Origin of the sequence: [Clostridium] celerecrescens 18A, from assembly GCF_002797975.1 — a bacterium.
Lineage (GTDB): Bacteria > Bacillota > Clostridia > Lachnospirales > Lachnospiraceae > Lacrimispora > Lacrimispora celerecrescens.
Map to the genome: position 1 here is coordinate 4,001,523 of NZ_PGET01000001.1, position 16,139 is coordinate 4,017,661.

Below are 16,139 nucleotides of genomic sequence, written 5' to 3' on the forward strand. Positions count from 1 at the left end.
ATAGGTACAATTAAGGAGAGAGAGTATATGTTAATCATAGACAAGCATTCAGATGAACCGTTATATATGCAAATTTATCATCAACTAAGGGATAAAATTATATCCGGAGAATTATGCGAGGGTAGCATTCTCCCACCGATCAGAACATTGGCCAGTACACTCATAGTTGCAAGAAATACGGTTGACAGTGCATATCAGCAGCTTTGTTCCGAAGGTTATGTTCAAAGCAAGATTGGCAGCGGCTATAAGGTACAGAAGATAGCGATAAACAACCTTGCTCCGTCCCATATAAAACAAACTGACTTTGAAAAGCCCATCACAAAGAAATCAAAAGAAGCATATACCGTACAGTATGATTTCAAATACTGCCGACTTGATATTGCGAATTTTCCCCTTCGTATCTGGCGTAAGCTGCTGAATCAGGTATTGCTATCCGATGAAATTGGGCATATCGCTGATTATCATGAGAAAAAGGGAGATTCAGCACTTCGGGTACAGATTATGAAATATCTCACCAACTCCAGAGGGGTTGTTTGCCGTCCGGAACAAGTTATTCTTTGCTCCGGAGCTATGTCAGCCCTGAGTTTAGTCTGCCAGTTGCTCATACAGGAAACCAACATTGTTGCTGTGGAGGACCCCTGCTATGACAGTGCCAGAGAAACCTTCATCAATCATGGTTATGATGTGATGCCTATTGGATTACAGGATGATGGCATTGATTTGATGAAACTCTCGGCTTCCGGTACAAAGCTAGTCTATACCACGCCCTCCCATCAGTTCCCAACAGGTATTGTCATGTCAATCAACAAACGGCTCAAGCTGTTAGAATGGGCGGAGCAGAATCACGCTTATATTATCGAGGACGATTATGACAGTGAGCTTCGTTATAACAGCAGACCAATCCCCTCTATCCATTCCCTCGACAAGAAAGAACGTGTGATTTATGTCAACACCTTTTCGAAAGTGCTTGCTCCCGGTCTAAGAATGGGGTTTCTCGTTTTGCCGGAGGAATTACTGAAGAAATACCATGCTAACTTCTCAAGTTATCACTGTTCTATTCCTTGGCTGGAGCAGAAAGTCATGTATCACTTTATCCAGCAGGGGCATTGGAATCGGATGCTGAACAAATCCTCTGTATCCAATAAAAGAAAGCATGATATGTTAATCAGCACAATCCAAAGTCAGATGGCAGGGAGGGTAAACATCCATGGTAAAAATGCCGGTCTGCACATTCTGCTGGAGGTTCATAATGGGATGTCCGAAAAAGAACTCATTGCGTCAGCACAAAGGGCAGGGGTTGGAGTTTATCCGGTATCCGACTATTGGATGAACCGGCAAAGCTACTCGGACAATTTTGTTCTCATGGGATACAGCAGTTTATCAGAAGAAGAAATTGTGGACGGTATCACCCAGCTATCCTCCGCTTGGTTTTAGAATATACAGAAAATAAAAGTAAAGCAAACACTGCCAATAGAGTATATTAACATTTGCGATGCTTGGAGTAAAAAATCTCCCGGAGGGCAAGAAACAAAATAAGGGGAATGCTATCAACCCAATCCTGGCAGAGGATCACGCTTAATAACCTATCTGTAAAACTGCTGATAGTTCTGGATCCCTAATATCCTTTGATAAAAGATTAACTATAATTACTTATCTGGATTGACATTTATGTATAATAAAAATATAATATATTATATCGATAAATATTTATCGATATATAATTGTCAAACTAACAATCTAAGGAGGAATTAACATGGCTAATATAATTGGCAGCCCTGAACGTTACGTTCAAGGCAGAGGGATATTAGGTGAGCTATGTAAACATTTGCAAAATATAGGAAAGGCGCCCTTTATATTAGTTAGCGAATCCGGTAAGGGACGTGTTAAAGAACCTATCGAAAAGAGTGCAAAAGAATATAATACAAAATTATTTTTCGAAATCTTTCAAGGTGAGTGCTCTCGTAATGAAATTGACCGCTTAGTGAACGTATATAAGGAATCTGGTTGTGATGTAGTTGTTGGAATTGGAGGAGGAAAGATCCACGATACAGCGAAAGCTCTTGCTTTTTACGCAGAAGCTCCTGTAGTAATCGTTCCTACCATCGCCGGAACAGATGCTCCATGCAGTGCTTTATCAGTTATCTATACAGACGACGGCGCTTTTGAAGATTATCTTTTTCTTCCTAAAAATCCAAACATGGTTTTGGTCGATACTGAAGTAATTAGTTCTGCTCCGGCACGTTTACTTGTATCTGGCATGGGAGATGCATTGGCAACCTATTTTGAAGCCCGTGCATGTATGCAGTCAAACAGTCCTAACTTTATTGGCGGCTACTATACCATCACCTCTATGGCAATTGCCAGATTATGTTATGATACATTACTTGCTAACGGTATTCAGGCTCTTGTTTCTGCACAAGCGAAAGTATGTACAAAAGCACTGGAAAACATTGTTGAAGCAAATACATATCTTTCAGGTATTGGTTTTGAAAGCTGTGGTATCGCAGCAGCCCATGCGATTCATAATGGATTTACGGCTATCCATGAAACACATCAGTGTTACCATGGTGAGAAAGTGGCTTTTGGTACCTTAACTCAATTAGTACTTGAAAATGCTTCTCCGGAAGAATTTGAAGAAGTGATGAATTTTTGTTTAGATGTCGGATTGCCAACAACTCTGGAGGATCTTGGAATTCATGAGACTAAAATAGATGAATTAATGAAAGTTGCAGAATTAGCATGCAGCCCTAATGATACAATGGGGAACATGCCATTAACATTAACACCTGAAATAGTTTGTGATGCAATTATCGCCACAGATAGACTGGGGCACTATTTTAAAGCAAAGCGGCTTTAATTAAAAACACGTTCAAAGTGAGCGTGGACATACTTTAGTGGAACTGGAATAACCATCCAATAACTTGATTAAAAATAATGCGGCACAGATGGGTAAGGCTAAGGTCTTTCCCAACGCCTGCTGCGGCTTAACGGAGAAACGGTGGACCCTAAACGCATATAGAACTGAAAACAGGAGAGAAATGGTCATGATTCTTCTTAAACCGCTCCCCTCCCGGGTATCATATAATGATTCCATTAATTTCAGGAAAAACTGGTTTTATGGTTCACAAACATCCAGAACGAATCCGTCCCGCACAAAGAGCGGCATCTGATCCAACGGCGTCTCTACCTCGATACTCTGACCGCCTTCCCACGTTTTCTTCGTCCAGATATTCATCCATACTGCACCTTTTGGAAGGTAGACACTGATCTTATCAGCTCCTGCCTCCATAACCGGCACTACCATGACATTCGGGCCATACATATATTGATTTTCTGTCTCCCAGCATGCATAGTCCTCTGCGAAATCATAGAACAGCGGCCTCATCACAGGGGTTCCTTTTTCATGAGCTTCCTTCATCAGCTTCCGCGTATAGGGGCGCATATTTTCACGAATCCATAAGTACTTCTTACAAATTTCGTACACCTTATCGCCATAGCTCCAGATCTCATTGGGCGCGCCAGACACGCATGCTGCCCCTCCGGTAGTCCCCTGCTGAGGCTGATACGGCATCCGATAACCGTGAAGCCGCATAACAGGGCAGAAGGTTCCATATTCAAACCAGCGTACCAGCACCTCATGGAATTTCTCGTCGGTAATGTTGGCTCCAAAAAATCCTCCTATATCCGTAGTCCACCATGGTATACCCGCCAAACCCATGTTGAGTCCGGCTGCAACCTGATTTTTCATGCTGTCGAAGCTAGAATGTATATCGCCGGACCAAACCAGCGCCCCGTATTTCTGGCTGCCCGCCCAGGCACAGCGCAGAAGGTTTACCACATTCTCCTGTCCTTCCCCACGCATCCCGTCGAAGAAGGTCTTTGCGTACATCGCCGGGTAAATATTCCCGATCTGCACATTCGGCCCCAAATGATAGCGGTAGTTTTCAAAATCATAGACGGAGTATTCCGGTTCTGCTTCATCCAGCCAGAATATCTTTACACCCTTATTATAATAATTCTGTTTGCATTTCTTCCAGATGTAATCCCGCGCCTCAGGGTTTGTGGGGTCATACTGGATCGTGTTGCCCATATAGACATTGTCAATACGCACGCCCTTCTCCACCCGGGTCAGCAGACCCTTCGCCTTCATCTCCTCGAAATTCTCACTTAAATAATCGACCATTGGCCATACGGATACCATCAGTTCGATCCCCATATCATTCAGTTCCGCAATCATGCCGTCCGGGTCCGGCCAGTACGTAGGATCAAACCTCCAGTCCCCCTGTTTGGGCCAGTGGAAGAAGTCCACGACAATCACGTCGATGGGAAGCTCCCGTCTCTTATACTCTCTGGCGACCTCCAGAAGTTCTTCCTGCGTCTGATAGCGCAGCTTACACTGCCAGAATCCAAGACCATATTCCGGCATCATCGGCACCTTCCCCGAGGTGTTCGCATACGCCTCCTCAATCTCTGCAGGAGAGTCTCCCGCAGTAATCCAATAGTCCAGCTTTTTCGTGGACATCGCTTCCCATGTAGTAATATTTCTGGCGAAATTGACACGCCCGACTGCCGGGTTATTCCACAGAAAACCATACCCCAGCGAGGAAAGGGCAAACGGTACGCTGGCCTGGGAGTTTCGGTGCGCCAGTTCCAAATCTGCACCTTTCAAATCCAGAAAATTCTGCTGATACTGCCCCATCCCATAGATTTTCTCCTTAGGGTCAGATACAAAGCGCATTGTCAAGGCGTAATCCCCGCCGATAATCGGCTTAAATTCTCGAGCCTCAATCTCCAGGGAACTGCACGTATCGGCAAACATATCCTCCCGGTTGCGTACGTATTCTTCCAGAAGCAGTTCCCCTTTCTGGTTATAGAAAGAAAGCTTTCCAATATTATTGATAACCGCTTTAATTTTTCCATTCGTGATCTCTGCCGTATAATCATGAATTGTCACCTTCGATCCTGAAAACTCCGGCTTTCCTTCCAGCGCCCAAAGCTCCTCCGGCATCTGCGCCATCTTTGACGCACGCACCCGCAGAGAATTGGCCCCCCATGGCTCCACAATTAAACGTTCCGCGTCATAGCGATAATAGAGCGCCCCGTCCTTCTCTTCAAAATACCCCAGTAAAAACCGGTTATGGGAACGGAAATCTCCGGCTTTCTCCATTTTCTGCATCTCCTCTTTTTGGTCCATCTGCGTGATCCTCCTTTTACTCAACTGAATATGAATGAATTTTTTTACTCTGCGGTGTGTGTTCCGCCAATACCGGTTCTATCAGACAATGATATATCCTGTGGACAGGGGCCGGCAGAAGCAGAACAAGCGGAAAACACCACCAGACAAGCATGACACTGACCGCCGTAACCAGTACCAGGAGTATGGTGCGCGGTAAATGACGGAGACACATATAAATGGAAACTTTCAGAATCCACCCCGCGGGCATGGAAAAACGGGAAAGAGCAGGAAATGCGTAAAGCTGCGTCCCTATTGCAAAAACCAGGCACATACTGTACAGAAGCAGCAGAAAAACAGCTCCGTCTCCCTCCATCTTTGCCGAAACAATCCCAAGATTGAGCTGAAAAATGATAGCCGCAGCCACAAAAATTCCCCACAGTCCACAGGAAGGTTTGAAGTTCCGCCCAAAGGATCGAAAAAACACCTTTACAACATACCCCTTATCCTGCACTCCCTGTTTATGGACCGTATCATACAGCGCCGCGGTAGAAGCGCCGACGGTAATCACAGGCAAGCAGAACAGCAGCCAAAGCAGGTTAAGCGCCGCCGTATCAAAGATCTTCTCCATGTAGTAAAAGTAGTCTCCTCCGTAGGAGAATAACCCTTTGCTTCCAAACCTATTTCTGATTTTCTCCATATCCTATCGTCTCCTTCATCGCTGCCTTCCACGGAGTCCCATGTGATGCTCTTGCAATAATTCCCCGCAGTTTCGCATCACTTTGCGGTTTCGAACAGATAGTCCAACGTCCCTTCCTTTACGAACACCGGGATAGCGTTAATGGGGGCCGCTGCTATAATTTCCTCTCCCCCCTCATATACCAAAGCATCATTTAAGTTTTTCCAGCGGCCGGCCGGCAGATAGACCTTCCGCTCCGTCACAGCCTCGCAGAGAACCGGTGCAACCAGAACGTCCGGGCCGAATAAGTATTCATCCTCAATTTCCCAGCATCGGCCGTCTTCCGGATAGTCATAAAAAAGAGGGCGCATCACTGGTGTTCCCTTTTCGTGGGCCTCCAGCATCAGTTCCGTAATATATGGCCGCATCTTCTCCCGCAGGTAAATATATTTCCTGCAGACAGCGTAAATCTCTTCTCCATAGGACCAGATCTCATTCTCCGCTCCGCTGTTGTGTTTTCCTCCACCGGCAGTACCGATCGGCTCCTTGATGGGTTCTCTGTATCCGTGCAGCCTCATGACAGGGCAGAAGGTGCCAAATTCAAACCAGCGCACAAACACTTCTCTAAATCCTTCATCGTGTATATTACCTCCGTGAAATCCGCCAATGTCTGTCGTCCACCACGGAATTCCGGACAGTCCCATGTTGAGCCCGGCTGCCAGCTGGCTGCGCAGTGAGCGGAAAGATGAATCGATATCCCCGGACCACACCAGCGCCCCGTATTTCTGGCTTCCGGCCCATGCACAACGCAGCAGGCTCAATATATTTTCCTGTCCCGCCTGCCGGAGGCCTTCATACGCCATCCTGGCATATTCCTTCGGATAAATATTACCTGTCTCTAAATCGGTTCCCTGATAATACCGGTAATGAGAGAACTGATACCCGGTAAATTCCGGCTCCGCCTCATCGAGCCAGAACAACTCAATTCCTTTGTCATAATAATTCCGGCGCAGTTTCTCCCACACGAAGCTGCGCGCGTCCGGATGCGTGGCGTCAAAAAATGCCGCATTACCCAACTGACCGATCGCTTTTCCGTGCTCGCTGCGGACTAAATATCCTTCCCGGAACATCTTATGATAGTTTTCACTGCTTTCCTCAACGGTTGGCCAGACAGACACCATCAGCCTGATCCCCATCTCCTTCAGTTCACGCACCATGCCCTCAGGGTCGGGCCAGTAATCCTCATCAAATTTCCAGTCCCCCTGATTGGGCCAGTGAAAATAGTCGCAGACGATGACATCCAGTGGAATGCCCCTCTTCTTATACTCCCTCGCTACTTCTAAAAGCTCTTCCTGCGTCTGATAGCGCAGCTTGCACTGCCAGAAGCCCATGCCGTAATCCGGCATCATCGGTACCTTACCTACCGCATTCGCGTAAGACTCCTCGATTTCAGCAGGAGTATCCCCAGCCACAATCCAGTAGTCCATTACCTTTGTGGACTCCGCCGTCCATTCCGTGATGTTCTTTCCGAATGTAACGCTGCCAATGGCTGGATTGTTCCACAAAAATCCGTAGCCGCGGCTGGAAAGTGCGAAGGGGATACTTGCCTGGGAATTGCGGTGCGCCAGCTCAAGACGGCAGTTCTTTACATCCAGATATGGCTGCTGATACTGGCCCATGCCGTAGATTTTCTCTCCGTCACTCGGTTCAAACCGGACTTTTAGACGGTAATTATCCGTACCCGTGATTGGTTCAAAGGTCCTGGGATCAATTTCCAGAGCGCTGTTAAATTCCCCCTTAATCTCCTTGCGGAAACGGTTTCTGTCGTATTCCTCCAAAAGCAGCTCGCCTCTCCGGTTATAAAATTTTAACTTCCCGGTAGCCATCAGTTCACATCGAATGTTTCCATTTTCAATCCTGGCACCCATGCCGTCCAGCACGATGCTGATTTTTAATTCCTCATTTTCCGGTTCCAACAGAGCCGACCATTCTTCCTCCTTAATTGCAGAAAGTTGGGTAGCGCGGACCCGTAGGGCATTGGGCCCCCACGGCTCAATCTGCAGGATTTCTTTTTCCTGCCTCCTTATAACTGCATTTCCATTCTGTTTCAACATTTCTTTCCTCCTATTCTTTAACCGCTCCGGCTGTTAAGCCGCTGACGATATATTTTTGCAGAAATACAAATAGCAGAACAACCGGTATGACAAGAATCGCGCCGTACGCCATGATACAGTTCCATTTTGTTCCGTATTTGCTCTGGAACTTATAGATATTGGCAGTCAGCGGGCGCATCTCCGGCTTGACGTTAAAGGTCATGGAATAGACCAGGTCGTTCCAGCCATTCAAGAACGAGATAATTACCACCGTGATCACACCGGTCTTGATTGCCGGTATCATGATAGAAAAAAATGAGCGGACCACGCCGCAGCCGTCAATTCTTGCAGCGTCATCCAAGGACGTGGGAACCCCCTTGAAATACGGTCTCAGTGTCACCACAATAAATGGGATCGATCCCGAAGAGATTGCCAGCGCAGGGCCTAAATACGTACCCAAAAGACCGATTTTGTTGAAGATTAAATACATGGGAGTCAGCATCAGGGAGGCAGGCATCATCTGGGTCACCAGAAAGGCCAGCAGAAAGCCTTCGCTTCCCGGCACCTTATACCGCCCCATCCCATACGCCGTCGGCACACCGAAGCAGATAGAAATCGTCATAGACAGCAAAGCAATCAGGCAACTGTTCCTTAAAGAGCACAGGAAATCCTTGTCGGAGAAGTTCTTAATCCATGGCTCAAGCGTAAATGTGTGGGGATAATACGTCACTATTTTCCCGAAAGACTCCCCGTCTGTCTTGAAGGACATGGACAGCAGCCAGTAGATCGGGAAGAGGAAGATCACTGCAATTAATATCGCCAGCAGGCAGTTTAAAACATCTTTTCTGCCGCTGCTTGTACACACGGCATATCTGATTTTTTCTCCCATACTAATCATCCTCCTTTGTTATCAGCCGCAGATAGAACAATCCAATGACGAAGAGGCAGGCAAACAGCACCATAGCCGCTGCAGAACCCAACGAAAATTCATATTTAGTAAATGACAGGCTGTAAGCGTATGTCCCCAGGACGTCCGTGGCGTTCAGCGGTCCGCCGCTTGTCATGATAAACATTAAATCAAACGCCTTAAAGGTATAGATAAATCCTAACATCAGCACTGCTAAAATAGAAGACTTCATCAGCGGGAGTGTTATGTATCGGAAACGCTGAATTTTGTTCGCCCCATCCATGGAAGCACTCTCATAAACATCCTGTGAAATGCCAGTCAGGCCCGAGGTCAGTAGCAGCATATTAAATGGAATGCCGACCCAGCAGTTGACCGCGATAACCGCGGCAAGAGCTGTGCTTCCTCCCACCAGCCATTCCAACGGCTGCTGAATCAATCCGATCTTTAAGAACAGATCATTGATGACGCCCTCCGATACCCCGAATAAATTCTTTCCCAGCATGGCGGTGACAGACATCGGCATCATATATCCAACCAGAATTAATCCGCGAATCGGCCCCGACAGCGTAAATTGCTGGGAAAAGAACAGAGCAAACATGAATCCAATGGTGAACTGAATGACAAGACAGAACACCGTAAAAATAAACGTATTTTTTAAGACCAGTAAAAATGTAGGATCGTGGAACAGTGTGATATAATTCAAAAATCCCACAAATTCAGAGGTTCCCTTCGCAAAATTCTTAACGTTCGTGTTTTTCAAACTCAGAATTACGTTATAGACAAGCGGATAGCCAAGAATCAACATGACGTAAAAAAATCCAGGCAGAATAAAACCAAAGCCCTCAAGCGTCTTCTTTTCGGCTATTGTCATCTTTTTTCTATTCAAGACCGCACACTCCTTTCTCTCAAACTTTTATGCCATTTTCATACAGGGGGCGCAGCAACGCCCCCTGTAACGATCATTTGCTGCTGACTCCTATTTTGCAATAGGGACGTCAGCCAGAATTGGATCCACGATTCCTGCGGCCTGGGCCATAGCCTCCGTGCCCGTCTTCTCTCCCAGAAGCACGGACTGCTCAGCCGTATAGATCGCTTCTGATATGGTCGGCCAGGACTCGTGAGGGCCTCGCGCTACCGCATAATCCATGGATTCATTGAATACCGCATAACGGGCGTCCTCCGTCCAGAAATCCTTCAGCTTAGTGGCGTCGCCCCTTACTGGCAGCTTGCCGGCAATCTCGCACCAGTCCGCGTTATTTTCCGCAGTCATCATATATTTTAAAAACTCCACGCACTCCTCTTTGGCTTCTGTACCGGTACATACGCCAAAATTCTCGCCGCCGATAACCGAGGCGTTCTGCTTGCCCTTAGGAAGCATGGCGTACTGGTAATTACAGTCCAGCTTTACATCACCACTATCAAACTGAGCAATCTGCCAGGTACCGGACTCCAGCATCGCAGCTTTTCCCGCCGCAAAGGCGTTCAGCGCGTCCCCCTGTCCCCAGTTTACGACTTCCTTACTCATCAATCCTTCATTCACAAGCTTTGCGAGAAAATCAAGGGATTCGGCCGCCTCCGGGGAAGTGAGGGTCGTCACGTCTGCGCCCGCCGCATAGAGCCAGGGGATATACTGGAAGGTTCCCTCCTCATTGCCAACCGCACACATTGCAAATCCATATACGGAATCCGCCGGATTTGTAGTCGCTTTACACACCTCATAGAACTCGTCCCAGGTGGTCGGAGGCTCCTTAATCCCCGCAGCATTTAAGATATCCATATTGCAAAGCAGCGCCAGACAGTTGGAATTATTGGGAATACCGTGCAGCCTTCCTTCCGAATCCCGGCAGCTGTTTAGAGGACCCTCATAAAACTGGTCTAAATCTCCCCAGGCCTTCAATTCATCGTCGATATCTTCAAAAACTCCCAGAGATATATAAGAAGCCATGTCTGGAGAATCTACCATACCGATATCCGGGAGTTCCCCTGATACCGCGCCGATCGTGTACTGGTTCATCAGCTCATCCCGGGATACATACGTACATGTAATGTGGACATCATCCTGCAACTCGTTATATTTATCCGCAACCTTTTCCAAAGCTGCTGCCTCATGTTCGAAATAATGCCAGATGGATATCTCTTTTCGGTCTCCACTGCCTTTCGTTTCTGCCTTTGCCTGCTCCGTACTTTTTCCTCCTGAAGCCGCGCTTGTCACGCCGTCGCTGCTGTTACTGCTTTTGCTGCCACATCCAACCAGCACTGCTGCTGCCAGTAATCCAGTTGTCAAAGCCGCTGCCAACTTTCCCCAACCTGTTGTCATATCTTATTTCCTCCTTTTTCTGCCGCCGGACGACTCCGGAATGCTTTTTTTGACCGTCATTTAAGATATGACCATTATAAACAATCCCCCCAAAAAAATTAACCGATATCTTTAAGATACGGCCCTATTTTTAAGATAAAATTTTAATATTTTAGCATGATTTTAATATAACTTTCTCCTAATTTGCCCCATAAATCAGAAAATGGATCCCCTGAATCAGGAATCCATCTCCTCTCCTTGCACTGCTATCTTCTGTTTTCACGAATATATTCCCCTACGCTCATCCCTGTAGCGTTCTTAAAAACCCGGTTATAATACTTCTCATCTACAAATCCTACTTTAAAAGGCACTTCCTCTCTCGGAATGTCACTGTGGAGATAGAGGGATTTTGCTATCTCAATACGGTAATTTCTCAGAAAATGTACGAAAGATTCTCCCATATTTTTGCTGAACAGCCCTGAAAAATATTCCGGGCTGATCCCCAAATCATTTGCCATATCCTTCTGGTTCACGGGTGTCGAATACTCATTTTCAATCTTTCGCAATGCCTTTAAGATAATCGGATGGACTTCCGGATAACACTCAGACAGACTTACCTTGCAGTTATCCTGTTCCCCTCTGTCGCGGACAGCGTCGAGGGCCTTTCGGATGTCTTCCATTATCAGAGGTTTTACCAGATACTCCGATACGCCGCACGTAATCGCCTGTCTTGCATATTCAAATTCCTCATAGGCGCTGATAATCACAAATTTTGTATCCATCCCCAGTTTCCGCACTTCTTTAATCAGTGTGAGTCCGTCCATAAACGGCATCTTAATGTCCGTAAATACTGCATCTGGTTTCACAGTCTTAATCAGCTCCAGAGCACTTCTTCCGTTAGCTGCCTCTGCCACGATCTCATCTTCCTGGGAAATAGATAAGATAATATTCTTCAGTCCCCGTCTCGCCCGCTGTTCATCCTCAACAATCATCAGCTTCATGGCAATATACCTCCCCGCTTTTGCCTGTTACCTTTTTACTTCAGGGATAAAGAACCGGAACTCAGTCCCCTCCCCTTCTGCCGAAGTGACTTCCAGCAAAATCCCGGCCCCATAGAACAGACGCATTCTGGCGGCCACATTCCGTATCCCGATTCCGATATCCTTCATCTCTACCCCTTCTTCCCCCGTCAGGACTTTCCGAATCCGCTCCAACTTATCCGGAGAGATACCGCAGCCATTATCCCTGATGGAAACAGTCAGCCGCTCCCCCTCTTTTCGGGCCTGAATGGACAGCGTCCCGCCGCTCTCTCTGCCTTCAAACCCGTGTAGGATGGCATTTTCCACAAATGGCTGAAGCATCAGCTTGCAGCAGCTCCAGTTGACACATTCTTCCGGAAACTCCACCTCATAATCAAAGACATCCTCAAGACGCGCCTTCTGCAGGAACAAATATTGCTCAATCCAAGCAAATTCCTGGTACATGTATACATTCTGGCACTTCTGGTCAAATGTGTAACGCAGAATATTTGACAGCTTCTTTATCAGTTCTGAGACCTTAAAATTGCCGCACTCCATAGCCTCATAGTTGATTGTCCCTAGGGTATTGCACAGAAAATGAGCGTTGATCTGAGTCTCCAGGGCTTCCCGCTCCGCCTGATGCTGCCGTTCCATTGCTGTTATGCACAACTGATAATTTTTCTCCACCTCTTTTTCCTGCTTTACCAGCTTGTCTATCATATCGTTGTATCCTATGGCCAATTGCCAGATTTCGTGTTCGCCTTCCACAACAACCTTGTTGCATAACTTTTCACTGCCAGAGGCGGTCAGCTCCATAGCAGTCTCAATACTGCGCAGCGGCTTATTCACTTTTCCGATAATCATATAAAATATCCCAGCCACCACAAGAAGAAGAAAGACATAAACTCCCATCCCCTGAGCAATAATTCCCATCACACTTCTGTCTAACTGATCCTTATCAAGGGAAACGTGCAGCTGCCAGTTCACCTTTTCCAGAGGTTTGTCCATGATAAACAGCATTCCGTCCTCCCGATACACCGACTCAGGTTTTCCCGTATATTCTGGATTGGAGTGGCAGATGATCCTTCCTCCCTCTTCCGTCACGTATGCCTGCGAGTATGTCCCCTCCTCCCCTGATAAAATATCCATAAAGGGCTGAAGCATATCGAGCCGAAAGGTCACGCAGAGCATCCCGTGCATCTTGGAAAAACTGTTCTCCTTACCAACAATCGGATAGAAAATATGGAATACCGGTTCTTCGTTCGTCGGGTGACTGCCATGTTCCGTACTCACCAGATACTTAGGCACTATGCTGTCATTGGCCCGCTCATAGAGCTTCTTATACATCTCCTTTAAAAAACCGGAGTCCTTCGGCCTCCACATGATGGCATCAATCTGATACAGACGGTCATACTGATAGACTTCCCCCTCTTCCGAAGCAACGGAAATATTAATCACATTCTTGGAATAATTGGCCATGGTTGCAAAGGTTGCTTTCAGTATCATGAAATCCCGTTCCGGGTCTTCCCGTGTCCCCGTCAGCCTGCCGGCCAGATCATAAACAGCCGGGGCAACGGCAATCTGAACCCCCATATTGATATATTCCATCATAGTATAGTCAATATTCATCTGCATAGCGTCCAGCACAGCAGATTCCATCAGATGGTTCTTTTTCACCAGGAAATTCTCATAAGCCTTTCTCATATAGACCTGATAACAAAAAATAATCATCACCAGGGACATCATAAAAATTAAGCTTATCTGAATCCAGATATGGGTTCTTAAATAGTGCAAAAATAGTTTTATTCTGCTCATCCGTACGATTACCCGTTTCCTTTTCTCCTTTTTCCAGGCTTGTCGATTTTTTCATATCTCAAGGGACGTCTGCCTAAATTATAGGTCTGCCGGCCCGCGGTTGTCAATACAGGCATATTCTGCCAGAGAACCAATTTATGCAAGACGTATATCACATACAGGTAAAGATCTGGATTTCCTATTTCCAAGTCTGATGATGACAGCGGTTGATGAGCGAAATTGGCAGTTGTATGCGGAACTTTAGCAAACATAGAAGGCTGGGAGGTAACTGTTGAAACTTTATCTTTTTCTGCAAGAATTGCATCAAACGCTTCACGCTTGTTCTTGCAAATCCAGTAATAATAGGATTTTCTACCGTCAGCATGAGCGGTTCACCAATCAGATACTTTCTGATTGCTTGCCATGCATTCCTGAATCCGTTCAATCCAAAGGCTGAGTTTCTGGGAATCAGCTGCTACAGTTAAGTGAACCATAGATAAACCTCCAATCCCTTAAGGTACTTAAGTTCCTTAAGACTTTTAGAATTAGAAACATTATCTCATAAATAAAAGTAAAAAAATATACACCAACATATTTGACGCTTACTATTCAATAATATAAACCGAACTATTCCATTCGTTTCTCTGAAAAAAATGAGAACATGCTTTCTGTTCGGCTTTATGCGGTAAAAAAAGAACTCCTTACGGACTGGACTTAATTTCCAATCCGCAGAGGTTTTATGCACTACCCATAATGAATAAATAAATTAATAGCAAATCTGTATCTATACAATTCAGTCTTACAATTTTGAATGGTAGTTCAGGCAGTTCAAAAATTGACATTAATATTATAGTTACCCGAACTGCATTGTCATTCTGAAAAATAGAAATTATACATATGAAGTATACAAATTTTCGAGCCTCCTATAATTAATTATTAGAAAATATGATTGCACCAATTTGCACCAACTTTTTTATAATAGCAAAAGTCCCTCAAACCCTTATAAGGTTTGAAGGACTTTCTGAGAGAGGAGACAACTAGATTTGAACTGGAGATCGCTCAAAAAACGTAGGAAAAAGGAGGGTTTGGCGTGCCGGGATGGATTTGCGCAAGCGGGGGGCAAACAAAACTCAAAGTCTATTAATGTAATTTAATTCATTCATTTCTTTTAGTTAATATCATTATTAATAAAAAGATCTATGTATCGTACTCATGTAAAAAGCGATGTTTCCAAATAAAAAGGATAGTATCGATAAATTTTAGCAATCTGATTTATATGATCTTCATTAAGCCCAGGAATTTTTATTGCTGATAAATCATCACAAGGTAACTGTTCAAATATCTTTATTGCTTCTTTATATGTTAGTGGTGGAATTACTAGACTAAAGGCATCTGTACCTCGATCTTTTCTTACAAAATCTAGATGAGAAAAGTCTAATTTATTAAAACTACTCATATCATCTTCGTTCAAAATAATCCCACCAATGGTAGTCATTTCACAGCCATCTTTATAAATAAAATCCACTAATTGCACGTATGACATCCCGCCTCTTAATGACACAGCGTTATCAATAGTATTATTTATTGGCTTACATTGTGTTTGATGTTTATTCTTATTGTTAAAATCACGGCTACTGAGACTGAACGGATAATACTCTTCCAGTTTATCCTTAAAAAAAGGTTCTCTGTTACTGGCATTCCTTGGCCACTCTGAGTTGAAAGAGATAAAAAACATACTTCCAGTTGAAACTTTGGAAATAATAGTTTCAATATCTTCCAACATAAATTTTGAAAGTGGACTATCATAATCTAACCAAATAATGGAACGTATTTTCTGTATCCAATCAAGTTTAGGTAGCACATCACTAGAAAGTCCATACTCCATATTTATGCAATTTAGCGGTTTATTAAACTCATATTTCTCCTTATTATCTATGTCAGCTTCAATGCTTATCATCTTTTGGAAGCCAAACTCGCGATGAAACAATAAAAAATCTGCAAAATATTTTGCCCCCATACCGATATATTGGAACTCATGTAGATTAAAGATTCTATTTACACTACTAAAAAGTTGACAAAACATTCGTCTTTCAATTGATTTTTGTTGTCGTATATAATAATTAATTTTCATGTCTGTATCAGGCATTTTAGATTTCCTCCATTTCAACGAAATACTCA

General features: G+C 44.9%; 11 protein-coding genes. 2 read left to right on the top strand and 9 right to left on the bottom strand.

Annotation, left to right across the window (positions count from 1 at the left end; translation table 11 throughout):
* Positions 1–27: 27 nt before the first annotated feature.
* Together pdxR and H171_RS18200 are read left to right on the top strand one after the other, a co-directional pair.
* On the top strand, positions 28–1,434 hold the full coding sequence (pdxR, locus tag H171_RS18195) for a MocR-like pyridoxine biosynthesis transcription factor PdxR (protein ID WP_100306392.1): 1,407 nt from the start codon (positions 28–30) through the stop codon (positions 1,432–1,434).
* Between the two features lie 319 nt (positions 1,435–1,753).
* Positions 1,754–2,857 (top strand): glycerol dehydrogenase, encoded by a 1,104-nt coding sequence (locus H171_RS18200; RefSeq protein WP_100306393.1) that lies wholly within the window; start codon positions 1,754–1,756, stop codon positions 2,855–2,857.
* A 258-nt stretch (positions 2,858–3,115) separates the two neighbouring features.
* Here the strand turns inward: H171_RS18200 and H171_RS18205 are convergent, their stop codons facing one another.
* The 9 genes from H171_RS18205 to H171_RS18245 all read right to left on the bottom strand — a co-directional run bounded on the left by H171_RS18205 (position 3,116) and on the right by H171_RS18245 (position 16,107).
* Positions 3,116–5,194, bottom strand: coding sequence for a glycoside hydrolase family 31 protein (locus tag H171_RS18205; protein ID WP_330404261.1), 2,079 nt, complete (start codon positions 5,192–5,194; stop codon positions 3,116–3,118).
* A gap of 16 nt (positions 5,195–5,210) precedes the next feature.
* A complete protein-coding gene (locus H171_RS18210) occupies positions 5,211–5,873 on the bottom strand; it encodes a YesL family protein (protein ID WP_100306394.1) in 663 nt (220 codons plus the stop codon).
* 77 nt (positions 5,874–5,950) lie between these two features.
* Positions 5,951–7,966 carry a glycoside hydrolase family 31 protein gene (locus H171_RS18215; protein WP_100306395.1) on the bottom strand — a complete coding sequence of 672 codons (2,016 nt, stop codon included), beginning with the start codon at positions 7,964–7,966 and terminating at the stop codon, positions 5,951–5,953.
* 10 nt (positions 7,967–7,976) lie between these two features.
* The gene (locus tag H171_RS18220; RefSeq protein WP_100306396.1) at positions 7,977–8,834 is read right to left on the bottom strand and encodes a carbohydrate ABC transporter permease; all 858 of its coding nucleotides are present in this window, start codon (positions 8,832–8,834) and stop codon (positions 7,977–7,979) included.
* A 1-nt stretch (position 8,835) separates the two neighbouring features.
* The gene (locus tag H171_RS18225) at positions 8,836–9,738 is read right to left on the bottom strand and encodes a carbohydrate ABC transporter permease (RefSeq protein WP_242976994.1); all 903 of its coding nucleotides are present in this window, start codon (positions 9,736–9,738) and stop codon (positions 8,836–8,838) included.
* Between the two features lie 90 nt (positions 9,739–9,828).
* Positions 9,829–11,169 carry an ABC transporter substrate-binding protein gene (locus H171_RS18230; RefSeq protein WP_100306397.1) on the bottom strand — a complete coding sequence of 447 codons (1,341 nt, stop codon included), beginning with the start codon at positions 11,167–11,169 and terminating at the stop codon, positions 9,829–9,831.
* A 245-nt stretch (positions 11,170–11,414) separates the two neighbouring features.
* Positions 11,415–12,149 (bottom strand): response regulator transcription factor, encoded by a 735-nt coding sequence (locus tag H171_RS18235; RefSeq protein WP_100306398.1) that lies wholly within the window; start codon positions 12,147–12,149, stop codon positions 11,415–11,417.
* Positions 12,150–12,176: 27 nt separating this feature from the next.
* The gene (locus H171_RS18240) at positions 12,177–13,982 is read right to left on the bottom strand and encodes a cache domain-containing sensor histidine kinase (RefSeq protein WP_100306399.1); all 1,806 of its coding nucleotides are present in this window, start codon (positions 13,980–13,982) and stop codon (positions 12,177–12,179) included.
* A gap of 1,189 nt (positions 13,983–15,171) precedes the next feature.
* Positions 15,172–16,107: an O-methyltransferase gene (locus H171_RS18245; RefSeq protein ID WP_100306400.1), complete on the bottom strand. Its 936-nt coding sequence runs from the start codon at positions 16,105–16,107 to the stop codon at positions 15,172–15,174.
* Between the last annotated feature and the right edge of the window lie 32 nt (positions 16,108–16,139).